This is a genomic window from Actinoallomurus acanthiterrae (assembly GCF_054775715.1).
In genome coordinates this window covers 11,620,469-11,635,329 of record NZ_BAAHCO010000001.1, presented here as the reverse complement: position 1 = coordinate 11,635,329, position 14,861 = coordinate 11,620,469, and the positions used below count along the sequence as shown (strand labels likewise).

16 protein-coding genes are annotated in these 14,861 nt (G+C 68.5%); 5 read left to right on the top strand and 11 right to left on the bottom strand.

What is annotated here, in order from left to right; all coding sequences use genetic code 11:
• Positions 1-298: 298 nt before the first annotated feature.
• The 5 genes from ACYVF7_RS54950 to ACYVF7_RS54930 form a co-directional block, all read right to left on the bottom strand.
• On the bottom strand, positions 299-751 hold the full coding sequence (locus ACYVF7_RS54950) for a hypothetical protein (protein ID WP_460355841.1): 453 nt from the start codon (positions 749-751) through the stop codon (positions 299-301).
• Positions 752-786: 35 nt separating this feature from the next.
• Positions 787-1,263, bottom strand: coding sequence for a hypothetical protein (locus ACYVF7_RS54945; protein WP_460355839.1), 477 nt, complete (start codon positions 1,261-1,263; stop codon positions 787-789).
• Positions 1,264-1,751: 488 nt separating this feature from the next.
• On the bottom strand, positions 1,752-2,684 hold the full coding sequence (locus tag ACYVF7_RS54940) for a helix-turn-helix domain-containing protein (protein WP_460355836.1): 933 nt from the start codon (positions 2,682-2,684) through the stop codon (positions 1,752-1,754).
• Between the two features lie 482 nt (positions 2,685-3,166).
• Positions 3,167-5,596 carry a lamin tail domain-containing protein gene (locus tag ACYVF7_RS54935; protein ID WP_460355834.1) on the bottom strand — a complete coding sequence of 810 codons (2,430 nt, stop codon included), beginning with the start codon at positions 5,594-5,596 and terminating at the stop codon, positions 3,167-3,169.
• 413 nt (positions 5,597-6,009) lie between these two features.
• A complete protein-coding gene (locus ACYVF7_RS54930) occupies positions 6,010-6,171 on the bottom strand; it encodes a hypothetical protein (RefSeq protein ID WP_460355831.1) in 162 nt (53 codons plus the stop codon).
• 156 nt (positions 6,172-6,327) lie between these two features.
• Here ACYVF7_RS54930 and ACYVF7_RS54925 point away from each other — a divergent pair, with 156 nt between their 5' ends.
• Complete coding sequence (locus ACYVF7_RS54925; RefSeq protein ID WP_460355829.1) at positions 6,328-6,807, top strand: ATP-binding protein; 480 nt, start codon at positions 6,328-6,330, stop codon at positions 6,805-6,807.
• A gap of 177 nt (positions 6,808-6,984) precedes the next feature.
• Entirely contained in the window at positions 6,985-7,398 is a 414-nt protein-coding gene (locus ACYVF7_RS54920) for a hypothetical protein (RefSeq protein ID WP_460355826.1), read from the top strand.
• Between the two features lie 63 nt (positions 7,399-7,461).
• On the opposite strand, the gene ACYVF7_RS54915 is transcribed toward ACYVF7_RS54920, so the two are convergent.
• Complete coding sequence (locus ACYVF7_RS54915; RefSeq protein ID WP_460355824.1) at positions 7,462-8,031, bottom strand: CGNR zinc finger domain-containing protein; 570 nt, start codon at positions 8,029-8,031, stop codon at positions 7,462-7,464.
• Between the two features lie 106 nt (positions 8,032-8,137).
• On the opposite strand from ACYVF7_RS54915, the gene ACYVF7_RS54910 reads away from it, so the two are divergent.
• From ACYVF7_RS54910 to ACYVF7_RS54900, 3 genes are all read left to right on the top strand, one after another.
• Entirely contained in the window at positions 8,138-8,764 is a 627-nt protein-coding gene (locus ACYVF7_RS54910; protein ID WP_460355821.1) for a LysE family translocator, read from the top strand.
• Between the two features lie 57 nt (positions 8,765-8,821).
• Positions 8,822-9,310, top strand: coding sequence for a hypothetical protein (locus ACYVF7_RS54905; protein WP_460355818.1), 489 nt, complete (start codon positions 8,822-8,824; stop codon positions 9,308-9,310).
• 386 nt (positions 9,311-9,696) lie between these two features.
• A complete protein-coding gene (locus ACYVF7_RS54900; protein ID WP_460355816.1) occupies positions 9,697-10,917 on the top strand; it encodes an exonuclease domain-containing protein in 1,221 nt (406 codons plus the stop codon).
• 37 nt (positions 10,918-10,954) lie between these two features.
• Here ACYVF7_RS54900 and ACYVF7_RS54895 read toward each other — a convergent pair whose 3' ends face one another.
• The 5 genes from ACYVF7_RS54895 to ACYVF7_RS54875 form a co-directional block, all read right to left on the bottom strand.
• Positions 10,955-12,346 carry an ABC-three component system protein gene (locus tag ACYVF7_RS54895; RefSeq protein WP_460355813.1) on the bottom strand — a complete coding sequence of 464 codons (1,392 nt, stop codon included), beginning with the start codon at positions 12,344-12,346 and terminating at the stop codon, positions 10,955-10,957.
• The gene (locus ACYVF7_RS54890) at positions 12,343-12,645 is read right to left on the bottom strand and encodes a hypothetical protein (protein ID WP_460355811.1); all 303 of its coding nucleotides are present in this window, start codon (positions 12,643-12,645) and stop codon (positions 12,343-12,345) included. Before ACYVF7_RS54890 ends, ACYVF7_RS54895 begins: the two co-directional genes overlap by 4 nt.
• Positions 12,635-12,886 (bottom strand): ABC-three component system middle component 6, encoded by a 252-nt coding sequence (locus ACYVF7_RS54885; protein ID WP_460355809.1) that lies wholly within the window; start codon positions 12,884-12,886, stop codon positions 12,635-12,637. Before ACYVF7_RS54885 ends, ACYVF7_RS54890 begins: the two co-directional genes overlap by 11 nt.
• Positions 12,870-13,754 carry an ABC-three component system protein gene (locus ACYVF7_RS54880; protein WP_460355807.1) on the bottom strand — a complete coding sequence of 295 codons (885 nt, stop codon included), beginning with the start codon at positions 13,752-13,754 and terminating at the stop codon, positions 12,870-12,872. Before ACYVF7_RS54880 ends, ACYVF7_RS54885 begins: the two co-directional genes overlap by 17 nt.
• Positions 13,755-14,026: 272 nt before the next feature.
• Entirely contained in the window at positions 14,027-14,737 is a 711-nt protein-coding gene (locus tag ACYVF7_RS54875) for a hypothetical protein (protein ID WP_460355805.1), read from the bottom strand.
• Positions 14,738-14,861: the final 124 nt, after the last annotated feature.

Sequence of the window (14,861 nt, the reverse complement as noted above, 5' to 3'; positions counted from 1 at the left end):
GGCGGCGGTCACCTCGGCCGAGGAGCTGAGGTGACCGCTGCGTGCGTTACGAGGTCGACAAGGTCACGGCTTCAGTCGTACGACCTGGGGGTCGTGGTCGCTCGTCTGGTTCGTGTACTCGGCGTTGATGTGGACCACCTGGTACTGCACGCCGTGAGTGCGCGGGGTCACCAGGATGTGGCGAGCACCTCGTAGGGTGCCGGCGGCTCGAACCGGCGCCCCACGAGGCTGGGTCAATGCGCTCCCATCTCTGCGCTCACCGACCCCTGATCCCGTGTGTCTCGAGGATCGATGTTTCTCAGACGTCCGTGAACGTCTGGCACTGGCTGAAGAACGTCCGGAACGGAACCACGTTCTCCGTGACGTCCACGCACGTCTTTATGGTGGCGCCGCCGATGGCCGTCTCGGTACCGATGATCTCTTGTTGGTTGGTGCCGATGGATGAGCAGGACCAGCTGTTGTAGTCAGCGAAATCGCCATTGAGGAAGTAGTTGCCCTTGACGGAGCAGCCGTTTCCTGTCGTTCCCTTCTTGAGGACGTAGAAGTCGGAGGTGGCGGCGACGAAGTCCTTGTTGGCGCACAGGCGGATGGTCCATCCGTTCTGCGATTTGTTGACGCACCCTCCTGCCGCGTAGGACGGCGAGGCCGTCAACACTGTGGCCGACACGGCCGACGTGGCCAGTACGAGGACGGCGGCGACACGGGCCGCCTTGATGTTCCGGGCGAGGCGAATGCCTGACGACTTTCTCATGGGTTTTTCCTTCCGATGGGTTGATGGCTCCCGCGTCACGACGTCCACGGCGTGCACTCGGGCGTACTCCACGTCGAGCGCCCATCCCAGATCGAGGTGCACCCTCGTGCCGCCCCCGGGGCGTAGAGCTGGTCGGTCCACCCACCGCCCGTGGCCGCCCATGAGGCCTCGGCGTGATCGGATCCTCGCTCGACGTAGAAGCTCTCGGAGAGCCGACTGACGACCACAACCCAGTTCGTCTTGCACGCCGGTGACCACCAGAGTTCCAGCCCGTTGGCGTCACGGGGGAAGACCCGGTAGGAACCCACCGCACATCCGGTGCTGTAGGGATCGGTGTGGTCGCAGCCCGTCCCCGAACAGGAGGGGTAGGAGCAGTTGCCGGTGGACGGGTTGATGACACAGGTCGGCCTCGCCGGCGCCGCCTGGGCGCTGGGGGCGGTGGCCGCGGCGGACGCGGCGACGGCCGCGAACGTGGCGACCGCGCCACATGCCTTCTTGAGAGTGATACGCATCCGGGCTCCCCGTGATGTCGGCGCGCCGGCGGAATCGGCGCATTGGCATTGATCTCATCGCCGGCGCCGCTCGTTCGACAGAGGCATGCGCGATCCCCGGTCGTTCACCGCACACCAACGACGCTGACCAGCGCGTTCACGGAGCGAGCGAACACTGCTCGGACACTTTCCGAACGGTTTCAGCCCCTCTGCCGAGACCACAGTGGATCACTGCCGCGGTGCCCATGGATCCCGGCCGCTGCGGGCAGTCCGTTCATCCGGATCGGAGCAGGGGAATCCTGATGGGCTCGATGACGGAATGAACACCCTTGGTACGGCGACGCGGCGTGGCCGGCTCGACTTCCCTCACCGGAGTTGCTCACCGCCTGCGAGAAGAGATGAAGCCCTCCCTGCCGGGGAATCTGATCGCCCTGCGCCGGACGGCTTTGTTGCGAGAGCCGCCCGTGCGCCGCCGTCGGCAGGTCTTGGGGAGTTCGACCTGCCCGCATCTAGGGGTGCGTCGGTCCGGTCATGCAGGGGGTGCTGGAGGTGACCGGCGTGGGCAGGCCGGGACCGGTGAGGGTGACGGTCGCGGTAACGCATCCGGTCGTGGTGAGGAGCATGTTGCCCCACGCGAAGACGCCCTCGTAGGCGGCGTCGTAGGTAACGCGGCGGTGGTCGATCGGGCGTAGCCCGATGAGCGTGACATGCGCATGCGGGGCGATACGGTTCAGCGCAGCGGTGGGCTCGAAGCGGGGCCAGATCGTCTTGCACGATGGAGAGTAGTGGGCGACGGTCTGACCGATGACGATCCGTCCCGGACGGTAGACGTTGAGGTCGGCGACGCTCAGTGTGACGGCATCGGCGTCGCAACCGCTGTTACGCGGATCGCCGTCGTCTGTCGGCAGTGCGTGTGGCACAAGGGACGGGCTCGGGCGGCCCGTGCTCTTGTGCGGTGACGCGCCGGAATGGTGGAGCAGCGGCGGGATGTCCTGGATCGCCAGCGCGATGATCGCCCCCGCGGCGGCCGTGGCGAGCGAACTCGACCAACGGCGCAGGCGGGAGGAGCGTGCGGTGCCCGGATCGGGGACTTGGTTGCGATCGAGCTGAGCGCCGGGTGGCGTGGGAGCGGCGGTCTCGGGCGCGGTGGCGACGTCGGTCGGCGAATCGGAGGGCGAGCCTGGCGGCAGGCCGTCAACGGAGTCCGCTGGGGACGCGAGGGGTATGAGATCGGCGGCTCGTGCCACGAGGGCGGTCCGGCGCAGCGCGATCAGTTCCCCGTCGGGGAGGTCTAATCTCTTCTCGCACGCGGTGAGCAGGTCCTCTGAGGGAAGACGGCGGTCCTGTTCATACTCGGACAGCGTGCTCGCTCCGATGTGCAGTTCCTGAGCCAGCCGACGCAGCGACAACCCCTGCTCGAGCCGGGCGCGTCGAATTGCCATGCCCACGGTCGTCGCTCCCTCACCGACGCCCATGAGGCATCCCTCGCTTTCATCCGCATGGACCAGCCGTCCGCATTTTCCCGGATGCATGTCCATCAGGCAATGATCTCCAGCGATTCGGGGCTTGTCCCGGTGCGGATGCGCCCTGCGGGGTCTGCTGGCCGTCATTGGAGCCGGCGTTTGACGTCGTTCGGCGGATCGGTGTGCTGGACAAAGCGCTGCGTAAGCTGAAGCTGTCGGGGGGTGCTGGAGACTCTGGACGCCCGCCTGAGCCAAGCCCGCGCCGATCTTCTCGTAGTAGCCGTACTGGGCAACAAGCCGTCCGACGCGACCGGCTAACGCCCTGCCGGTCACACCGTGCAGGTTCTCCCGCGGTGATCCAGCAGAGCTCGGAATGCTCACACTGACCGGGCAGTGACAAGCGGCGGTCACCTCGCCCCGAGGTCGAGGTGACCGCCGCGTGCGTCACGAGGTCGGCGTGGTCACGGCTTCAGTCGTACGACCTGAGGGTCGTGGTCGCTCGTCTGGTTCGTGTACTCGGCGTTGACGTGGACCACCTGGTACTGCACGCCGTGAGTGCGCGGGGTCACCAGGATGTGGTCGAGCACCTCCGAGATGCCGTCGTAGACGTAGGTGTACCTCTCGTTCTCCGGAAGCGTGCCGATCAGATCGGTCAGGATCGGCCTGCCCTTCCCACTCGTGGACCCGGTCTTCAACGCCGCGAGCGCGGGGCTGAACTGGTAGTCGTTCAGGTCACCGAGCACGACCACATCCGACTTCTTGTCCACGTTCAGGATCCGCTGGACGAAGGCGTGCACCGCCGTCGCCTGGGCCGCGCGCTGCACCGCCGACGACTGCGCCGGGTACTGGTAGCGGCCGTCCGCGTTCTGGTCGCCGAGCTTGGAAGCGAAGTGGTTCGCGACCACGAATACCGGCTTGTTCCGGAACCGGAACTCGCCCGCGAGCGGCTTGCGGCTGGAGTCCCAGGCCGTGTTGACCGGGTCGATCCGGCCCGGCGACAGGCTCAGGGCGGGCTTGCCCTTGAGCTTCTCCACCGACGTCGGGGTGGTCGAGCGGTCGACCGACGAGGAGCCCCGGTCGACGAAGGACACACGCGCCGGGTTGAACAGGAACACCACCCGGATGTTGCCGCCCGGCTGACCGCCGTCCTTGTCGTTGACCGGGTCGATCTCGCGCCAGTCGTACTTCGGGCCGCCCGCCGCGACGATCGCCGCGGTCAGCTTGGTCAGCGTCTGGTCGGCCGCGACCACGCCGTCGTCGGTTGCGCCGGTGTTGTCCTGTACTTCCTCGACCGCGACGATGTCGGGCTTGGCGAGGTTGGTCACGACTCCCTGGGCGAGCCGCGCGTACTTCGTGGCGGAGTCGCCGGGCGCGAGGTTCTCGACGTTGTACGTCGCGACGGCGAGCTGCCTGCGGCTCTGCGGGGTGGCGACGACGGGCGGCAGGTTCTTGTGCTGCGCCGTGCCGACCTGCGTCGCGGCGATCGTGTAGCCGCCGAACTGGGAGTAGTCGACCGGGCCCGTCGTCGCGCCCTGGAGGACGTCGCCGACCGAGACGCCGGGGTTGCTGCCGTCCGCGGTCGCGACCTCGATACGGCCGGAGGGCACGGCGTTCTCGGCGAGGAGTTCGGTGCCGCCGCGGTACGTCGTCGCCTGCGCCGGCTTCGTGGTGACGTACTGCTCACCGTACTTGTTGGACGGGCCGACCACCCGGGCGTCGTCGACCTCGACCCGCATGCCCTCGCGCGACTCCCAGAAGTCGAGGGCCGAGCGGGCCGGGTCGATCGGCGTCGCCTCGATGTTCGCGCCGCCGAGATCCGGAGCGTACGTGGCGGGGACCGTGTCCGGCTCGATGACCTCGGCCGGCGGCAGCGCGTTGCCGTGGGAGAGCACGGACGCGGTGGAGCCGCTGATCTCAGTCACCGACAGGTTGGAGGTCTTCTCGACCGTGTCGCCGCTGGACAGCGGGTAGTAGTCCTTGACCGTGCCCGACACGAGCACGGAGTCGCCCACCGCCACGCCCGGCGAGGAACTGTAGACGAAGATGCCCTCGCTGGTGGCCGCGTTCGCGTCCGGGGTCGGGTCCTGGATCCAGTAGCCCTTGCTGCTGCCCGCCGACCGGATCGCGGTGACGATGCCGGGCACGTTGGTGACCTTCTCGTTGTTGTGCGGCGAGAGCCAGCCGGTGCCCTGGATGTCGTGGACGCGCAGTGGACCGGGCTCACCGCCGCCGTTGCCACCGCCGCCTCCGCTGCCCGCGTTCGCGGCGGCGGGAGTCGGGTCCCCAGCGCTGAAGTCGGCGGAGTTGTCGTCGCTGTCCGCCTTGCCGCTTCGCTGTACGGAGGCGGTGTTGGACGCGCCCGCCGCCGGTGCCGTCTCGTTGAGGGCCGCCGTGCCGTAGCCGACGAGGTCGACCGAGGCACTCTGGCACGCCGCCGAGTCCGCGCACGTCAGCGCCGTGGTTCCCTGGACCAGGGCGATCGTGCCGGCGGTGGCGGACATCGCGATGGTTCCGGTGGCCTGCGTCGCCGGCAGCGCCTGCGTACCGCCCGCGCCCTTCGCCTCACCGACGAGGTAGAAGCCGCCCGGCGCGATCGAGCCGCTCAGCGGGGTGACCTGCCAGGTACCGGTCGCGCCGCCGGAGTGGTACTGGACCGACCAGCCGTCCAGGCTGACGGCCGCGTCGCTCCGGTTCGTGAGCTCGACGAAGTCGTTGGTGTAGGTGGCACCGGAGTTCCCCCCGCCGCCGTACACCTCATTGACCACTACGGACGTCGCCGGTGTCGCGGACGCCGGTGAGTCGCCGACGGCGACCAGGGTGGCGAGCGTCAGGCCGCCGACGGCGACACCCGCGATCGTCCTCGTACGCCCGGGCAAGACATGGACGCGCAAAAGTTCCTCCGATGACCGTTTTGTGTCGGCCACCCATAATGGTGGTGGAACGGCCGCGATGAAATGGCGGGCGTGCGTATTTTCGCTAACGGATCGTCGACACTTGCCGGTCCGCACGAGCGAGAGTCTCCGGCCGGAGAATCAGCACGGTAACCGTCGAACGCAAAGTGATCGAGCGGTCACGGAAATGGTCGGTGACTGATTCCATCAAATCGACGTCACGGGAATCGGAGGGTTCTGTCGGCTCGGCCACGGACCCGACGGCGTGACCGCAAACGGCCGGGACGCTTCGCATATCGGGTCGGCTAACGGCCGTCCGGACGCCGACGACATCGTGCGGGGAAGGGTCCTTCGGGCGCTGTGCGCCCTCTCCGGGTTCGGGCGTCCGTCGCAACAGCCGTGGGCGATCGCCCTCAGAGATCCTGCTGGTCGAGGATTCTCATCAGGTTCCGTTTGCGCTTCTGGGCGGTCCGCAGGCCGGCGAGGTACACGGTGAACTCCTCCTCGGCGCCCAGTCGGCGGTCGCGGCGGGACGGGCCGGCGGCCGAACGTTCCGCGCGGTGACGCCCCGGCACGGTGCTCGCCGGACGGTCACGTGCTGCGGTCTCGCGTGCGAATCGCGGTTCCGGACGCCCGCGTCCACCTACCGACTGTGACGGGCCATGCGCCTCGTGTGAGCTGAGAAGCATCCCGGCGGTACGCCGCCGATCGACCACTCCCACGAGGTGTCCATGCTTCTCCCGCTTTCGGAGCCGGCCGTCGTCGCGCCGGTCATGTACTGGCGGGCGGTGTTCCCCGGCCGTCCCGATCAGGCCCACGCCGTACGGGCGTTCATCGCGGCACTGCTGCCCGAGCGGCCTCGCCTGGACGAGGTCTTGCTGGCCGTCGGCGAGCTCGTGGCGAACGCATTGCGGCACACCCGCTCCGGGCAGGGCGGCTCGTTCACCGTCGACGTCTACCACGCCGCCGGCCGTACGGAGATCTCCGTCACCGACCAGGGCGGCCCGGCCGAGCCGGTCGTCGCCGACGCCGACGAACTCGCCGAGTGCGGGCGTGGCCTGCGTACGGTCACGCTTCTCGCTGACAGCTGGGGCTGGCACGGAAACGACCAGGGCCGTACGGTCACCGCCGTCTTCGCCGCGGAACCGCCCCCGACGGCCATCCTCCCCTGCCCGGAGTCCGGGTCCCACGCAACGGCCGGAGGGAGGTGAAGCCATGGAAGACCAGCTCAGCGGCGTGTCATGGATCAAGGCGACGCGGTGCGGCGGCTACACGGGTGAGGACGGCGAGGCCTGCGTGCTCGTCGCCGTCATCGAGACGGGCCGAGGGTGAGTGACGGACGGCGGCTCCGGGCGTCGTCCCGGGCCGCGTCCCCGGGACGGGGCCCCGTGCACTTTCACGCGTACGGCTACCGGGGGCCCGGGGAGGCCGTCCGGCCGTACGACGCCGCACGGCGGCCAGGCGGCATCGGGTTCGACACCTCGCCGATCCCGCCCGAGCGCACTGCCGACTGGCTTGCCAAGCCCGCCTCCTTCGTCAAGGGGACGTGGGACGCTCCAGCCGACGCGGTCGCCTGGCTGGAACGGCAGTGCGCTCGGATCGAGCCATCCATCGCGCATCCCGAACTGCGACGACATGCGCCGACGGTACGGACGATGGCCGCGACCGCCCTCGACACTCTCCGGCGCGGCAACGACGTCGTCTGGGCCTGGTGGCTGACCGGTGGCGACTTCGCCGGCTTCGCCGTCATCTGCTGCCCCAACCGGGACCGGGACGTCCACTGCCCGCTCGGCCGCCGCTGAATCGCTCCTGCTCTCGACCGTGACCGGCGTCCATGTGTCCCCGGATTGACATAGCCAGGCAGGTCAGGCGGTTTCCGCGTTGCGTCGTCGGGCGCGGAAGGCGGCGACTCGGCTACGGCTCTGGCAGGTCGTGGAGCAGAACCTGCGGCGGCCCGCCGATGAGGAGTCCACATAAACGTCGGCGCAGCGCGTACCTTCGCACAGCCCGAGCCGAGGTCCGTAACCCCAGGCGAGCAGGTGATGGTGGAGCGCCAGCGCGAACGCGGCGAGCAAGCGGTCGGGTGCATCGGTGATCCAGGCTTCCGCGATCCCGTCGCCCGCTCGTACAAGGGACGGCCGCACCGCGCTGAGGCCGAGGACTGCGTTCACGCGGTCCACCAACGCCGCGACATCCGGCGCGTCGAAGAGCGGATAGAGCGTATCCGCCGTCTGCGTCACGCTCTCGTCGCTGAGGGCGCCGGACACCGGGTCGAGGTGGAACCCGTGCTCCAGGGCGAGCCCCCGTAGCGATGGATACCGCGTCTGCTGCTCACCGGCCACCTCGCGAGGGACCGATCCCCACTTGTTGATCACCTCGACCATGAACGCGAACGGCGCAGGGGTGACAAGAGCCGGTGCCGGACGGGAAGTCATGCATCTCACTGTAACGCCACATAGCAAGTCTGACCGTTACGCATCTTAGAAGACCGGTGTAACGTGATGAATCCCTGCATCCCGTTACAAAAGGATGGTGCGTCCGGTGATCGACCCCGCGGTCCTGCCCGGTTTCCTCGCGGCGGTGCTGGTGATCTGTCTGGCACCCGGTCCTGACATGGCCTTCATCGTGGCGGCCTCGTTCGGCTGGGGGGCGCGTGCCGGCGTGAAGTCCGCGGTCGGCATGGCCATGGGCATGGCACTGTGGACAATCGGCTCGGTGATCGGGCTCAGCGCGCTGTTGCGGACCGAGTCGGCCGCATTCGATGCCGTACGCCTCGCCGGGGCCGCGTACCTGTGCTGGCTCGCCTTCGACACCTTCCGTTCCCTGCACGCCGCGCCACACGAGGACGTACCCGCAGGCGGCGGCGAGCGGCTGGTGTTGCGCGCCCTGATCGCCAACCTCACCAACCCGAAGATCCTCGTGTTCTTCGTCGCGTTCCTCCCGGGGTTCGTCAGCTCCCACAGTTCTTCAGCCGGCGCACAGTTGCTGACGCTGGGAGTGCTCTTTCTCGCCGTCGGACTCGGCGTCGACAGCGGCGTGGCTCTCGCGGCGGGACGGCTGCGCCGGTTCGCCCGGCCCGGCGGCCGAGCCGCCCTGGTCATGACGCTCGCCGCCGGGGTCACCTACCTCGCGCTGGCGGCGGTCATCGTGACGGAGATGCTCTCTTAAGCTTCCCGGAGCCCGTGGATGCGCAGGTGTGCGCCACCGGTTGCGTACGGTTGCGCCGTGACGGAGACAGCGGCCACGAGCTATGACTGCCTGTCGTCTCGGCTGGTCCCGGAGATCGAGCTGCGGACATTCCTGCTGGACTGTTTCCAGATCGCCGCACATGAGCTGTTCGTCGGACATGCCGACCGCGTCGCCGACGATTTGCGGGATGTTCCGCCGGACGTGGTGTTCGCCGCGTTCTGTACGTACGAGCAACAGGTGTCCGGGCATTTCGCGATGAGCTTCAGCGTCGGCATCGAGGGTCGTCTTGTCGACCGGGTCGGTCGCCAGGAGTTCGCCGAACGGTTCGCCGCGCATTTCGACGCGTACGTGCTGTACGGCGACACCGAGCCGCCGGGACTGTGGACGGTGATCCTGCCGGACGGCAGCCGTCTCTGGGCCGCGACGGACGGGGACGACGACCGGTGCGTGCTCTATGTGGCCACGGCGTCAGTGCCAGGACTGCCCGAGGTCCGTGTGGACGAGAGTCTTTGGCAGCGCCGATGAGCCCCCGTCGGCTCCTCGCGGCTGACAGCGGCCAAAATTCGGCTCGTCATCGACGGCGTGGGCCACAACCTGGTCTTTCCCGGGGCGCGGCGTAACGTTGCCCGGCCATACGGCCGGACAGGTCGGCTGCCTGGGAGGCCCTGGGGCAAGCCGAGACCGGCTGTTCGGACACGTCGCCGAGTGTTTCCGGATTGCCGATTTACGGCATAACCCCGCGCCAATTTGGAGCTCGCATTCGCGCCTGAATATACATCTGGTATTCGCCGCCTCGATATCGATGTCCGACAAGAGCGCCGGTTACGGTGTAACCACCCTCGGGAGATATGCGCGATCAGGAGCGCACGGCGAATGAGTGCTCTGACGAAGCGCGAGGGGAGGGCGGGCCGATGGCGACAGCTCCGTACGGCTATGCGGTCGTCGACGTCGAGACGACCGGGCTGCGATCCGACTGGCAGGACCGGGTCATCGAGGTGGGCATCGTGCAGCTCGACGCCTCGGGGGACGTCACGGGTGAGTGGGCGACGCTGGTCAACCCCGGGCGCGATCTGGGGCCCCGGCGGATTCACCGGATCGTCGCGGCGGACATCCGGCATGCGCCCGCATTCGACGAGGTCGCGGGGACGATCGCGGCACTCCTAAAGGGGCGAGTCGTGGTCGCGCACAATCTGGCCTTCGACGCGCTCTTCATCTCGGGCGAGTTCGCCCGGCTCGGCGCCACGGCTCCGCTCGCTCCCGAGGCGGGCGTGTGCACGATGAGGTGGGCGTCGTACTTCATGCCCGAGGCGCCGCGAAATCTGGCGGGATGCTGCGCGCTCGCCGATGTTCCGCTGAGTGGCCACCACGACGCGCTCGTCGACGCGCACGCGGCGGCGGGACTGCTCCGCCACTACCTCGGACTCGTGGAGGGGCGGGTTCCCTGGCGGGATCTGCTCGAGACCGCCGCGTCGGCGCCATGGCCCGACCTCCCGAACACGAACGCGCCCGCAGTCCGGCGCGGTGTTTCGGCCGAGCGGGACGGGCACTTCCTGGCTCGGATCCTCGACCGGATGCCGCGTGTCCCCGAGCCCGCCGTGGCCGATTCCTACCTCGGCCTGCTCGACCGGGTGCTGCTCGATCGCCGGATCTCACCGACCCAGGCGGACGCGTTGGTGGAGTTCGCCGCCGCCGTCGGGCTGGGCCGCGCCGACCTGGACCGGCTGCATCACGATTATCTGGCCGCGCTCGCTCGGGCGGCTCTGGTCGACGGTGCCGTCACGCCGGCTCAGCGGGACGAGCTCGTCCGCGTCGCCGCGCTCGTCGGGCTGCCGCCCGGATCGGCGCGGCGGGCACTGGAACGCGCCGCTGAAGGGAGGGCGCGCCCGTTCGACCGGTTCCGGCTTGAAAGAGGAGACCGGGTCGCGTTCACCGGTGAGGCGGAGCTCGGCCGGGACGTGCTGGAGGCGCGGGCCCGCTCGGCCGGGTACGTTCCGCATCCGCGCGTCACCAAGGAGGTGGCCCTGCTGGTGGCCGCCGATCCCGACACCCTTTCCCGCAAGGCACGCCGGGCGCGCATCTACGGTATCCCGATCGTCACGACCGGCACCTTTCTGCGGCTGATCAGTCAGTAGCGGAACCCGAACAGGGCGCCGTCCTCCCGCTCATCCGTCAGTAGCGGAACCCGAACAAAGCACCATCCTCCCGTTCGTCGGTCATCTCGGCGCACACGTGAGGGTTCAGGCCGGGGTTCTCCCGGAGCGCGGCGTCGAGGCGGTCGGAGTCGAGGGCCGCGATGTACTGCAGCCCCGCCTCCCGGCACGTCTCCGCGGCGAGTCCGAGGGCCCTGGCGACGAGGCGTGAGTCGACGTGGTCGAAGAGGTGGCTGTCGTGGACGAGGAAGTCGGGGCCGTGGCCGACGCGTTTCGCGGTGACCGCCATGCACAGGTCGAAGCAGAACAATGCCATGGCCTGGACGTCGTGGGTGGCGTCGCCGCCGATGGTGGGCACGAACTTGTAGCCGGACTTCCGGGCCTCGATGGTCAGCGCCGCGGGCCGGCCGTCGCCGTAGAGGCGGTAGGCGTATCCGGCGTACAGGTGTGCGATGTCGACGATGTGGTCGCGCCGGTCGTGCAGGTCCGCGCTGATCTGCAAGGTGAGTTCGGCGGAGCGGAGCCGCAGGTGCCGGCTGGTGTTCTCCCAGCGGTCGACGATGGCGCGGCGTTCGACGAGTTCGCTCAGCCGGCCGTCGATCATGGAGATCTGGCGTTGCAGCTCGCCGTACGTCTCGAACGCGCCGTCCGCCTCCAGCAGGCGCATCAGCTCGGCGCGTTCCCGGTCGCGGTCGGCCAGTTCCTGGCGTTCGCGCGAGGTCTCGCGCACCAGCCGGGCGCGCTCGGCCTGGAGGTAGCGGCGCCGGTTCGCGACGATCGAGTGGTGGAACGCCCGGACCTCCTCGAAACGGCGTGTGACGAGGTCGGGGAGTACGACGTTGACCTGGTCGAACACCTCGCGGACGAAGTCGTGGCCGGGAATGCCCTCCTCGTCCTCGGAGATCGCCTTCTCGATGTCGTTGACGCTGCGTTCGATGACCACGAGGTGGTCGTTGATGCCGCGGATCCGCCTGCTGAGCTCGTCGACGCGCGTGCGGTGCTCGGCGTAGCGGTCCGCCGCGCGGAATTCCGCGATGCCGCTCGCGAGGTCTTCGCGCTGGATCAGCAGGGTCCGGATCTGGGCGTCGAGGTCGTTGCCTCGGCCCAGGGTCATGCCCAGGATCGACTCCTTGGCGGCCTTCCGCAGCTCACGCAGGTTCCGGTCGGTCTCGCTCACCTCACGGACCTTTGCCACCAGGTCGACGTCGAGGCCGAACAGGTACGCGAGGGCGGGCTGCGTGTCGATCGCGCGCTGCTTGCGGTACGTCTCGGTCGGCGAGGCGAATCCGCCCACCGTGACGTCCCGGACGTAGTAGGCGATGACCGAGCGGAATGACGGTTCGTTGCCTCCGCCGGAGAGCCCGAACAACCCCGTGCCGAGGCGGGAGCGCGCCTTCGCGAGCCGTATCACCTCCTCGTCCAGCCGTACCGACCCGAGGTCGTCGCCGGTCCGTACGATCGTCGCCGGCGGCCGGACAGGTCGAGGGTGAGGCCGAACTCCGTGTGGGCCAGGTCCGTACGGCGCAGCGGGTGCCCGGTGCGGATGTCGGAGCACAGCAGGAAGTCCAGGAGCCGGACAAAGCTCGTCTTGCCGACGGGATTCCTGCTGGTCCCTGCGTCGGGGGCCCGGTGCGCGACCGCGATGTTCAGGCCGTCGCCGAAACGGGCCGCCTTGAACGCGGGCAGGTCGCTCGTGAGTTCACGCAGCACGGCTCTTCCTCATCAGCTCGCCGTCACACTGATCGACGACGCCGATCGTGTAGAGGGTGTCGAGAGCCAGCGCGAACCACCAGAAGGGCAGCGCGGATTCGACGCCACGAGCCGAACGCCATTCCTGCAGCCGATCCCATACCGCGCTGACGCTGCCCGGCTGTTCGAGCTGGACCAGAATCTGAGCACCGACCGCCAGCAGAGCCTGATCGGCCGGTATGGATTTAGAAGGAAGCAGCATGCCGTTGCTCCTGGGGCGCCTCGAAGATCTCGCATTTTTCGAAGAAATGGGTGACGACCATGAGCGCCGCGCTGCGCTGCTGGGCCCTGTCGGGATAGCCGCCGGTCCCGAACGCCTCCTCGACCAGGTCGTCGCAGAGCGCGTGGAACACGGCGTCGGAGGAGTCGTACACGGCACGGTGACCCGCGAAACGCGCCTGGAGATTCTCCGACACCTGCGCCTGCTCACCGGGCGAGGCATAGGAGAAGTAGTAGTTCACATGGCCGGTGTGCACCTGAAATCGCTTGATCAATTCGGCCACTTCGGTGCCGAAGCCGTTGTGCTCGATCTTGCCGTAGACGACCTCGTGGATGGGGTTCAGATCCGGCCGCAGGCGGGTCCGGGCGAGGGATTCGACACAGCGCGCGATGTACGTCATGCCGGCGGGGTGATCGGACGGCGGTGAGCCGATGATCGTCGCGAGATGCCGTCGTGGCAGGAACGCGCAGTGGTTCCACAGGACCTGCGGGGGCCACGCCTCGACGCGTACGGAGCCCTGATAGCGCTTCCGGAGCGCGATGACGGCCCGTGCCGCCATCTCGGGCAACCCGTTCGCGTTGTTGTGCACGAACGCCCAGCGGTCCATGCTGTCGCTCCAGTACTTCACGGCGGTGGCGAAATCGCTCTCCACCTTTTTCGCGACGTTCCGCTGATTCGGGGTGGTCGCGCCGTAGCAGGCCAGCATGAGCCCGCCGACCCATCCGTCGCAGCCCTTGTCACCCCGTCCGGCCGGGTCGACCGCCATGAACTCGCCGGGATGCACCGCGTGCATCAGATCGTTGACGAACGCCTGCCATTCGAATCCGGTCTTCCTGACCGACAGAGACATGAACTGGCTGTGGAACCAAGCTCTGTCCTGATCGTCATTTGAGCCCATCGGTTCCTCGGAGAACACGAAAATAACACTGGTTTCGTATTCCATACTGCCCGCCACAACGTGTCCCTGATCAGGCGTTTCCCCCAATAGTAAGTGAACGCCGTACGGTCGTTGAGGCCTTCCGGATAACGGAATCCTGGACGGCTATAAGGGTCAGGCACTGCGGAGGATAGGGGAGGCCGTTACCCGCCCGAATAGTCTGGCGGCCCTGCCCGGGCCAGGGGTCAGCCGCCGATCGGTACCTCGGCCTGGTAGACCTCGCCGGTGGCCGGTACGGCCAGGGCCCACGACTTCAGCGAGCCGTGCCCTTCCCAGGGCAGGTGGTCGGAGATGCCGGTCAGCTGCTCGCTCGCGTCGCCGTTCAGCACGGTCACCTCGTCGATCGGGCCGTTCGGCATGCGGGCGCAGAAGGAGTACCACCAGATCGGCCGGTCCGGCAGCACGTAGCCGCCGAAGAGCCGCTCGGCCACGACGGTGGACGGCGGTCGGTCCACAGCGGCCCGCTGCGTCGTCTGGCCCAGGCCGCCGAAGTCCCGTACGGCCAGTGGGCCGTAGTGGATCCGCAGCGCCCGCTGGCCGTCGAACCGCAGGTCCGTGTGCACGTTGCCGGCGAGCTCGCTGCCGGGCAGGGCGAACGCCGCGAACACCGGGAACACGTTGTGCAGCCAGCCGTTCAGCGCCTCGGCGACCGGATGGAACCCTTCGCGGGCGATGCCGACCGACTGGTCCCAGGCCGGTGTGTCGCCCCACGACGGGTGCCCGATACCGACGGGCAGCCGGACGACGAGACCGTTGGACTGCAGGTCCGGCGTGCCGACGGCCACGGTGAGCGCGGCGTCCGGGAGCCGGACGACCGGCCCGTCGGGGTGAGCCGCGATCTCGTGGCCCTCGCGGAACATCCTGGCGAGCAACTCGGCCGTCGATGAGGCGTCCATGTGGTCCTTCCTCGCGATGTGAACGCGAAGTGAGACGTCATGACCGTTCGGCCGGGTTCCGCCGGGGCCGCGCGGCGGTGTCCCTCGCGGCCCTGTGGCAGGGAAAGACCAGGTCAGAGCTGCT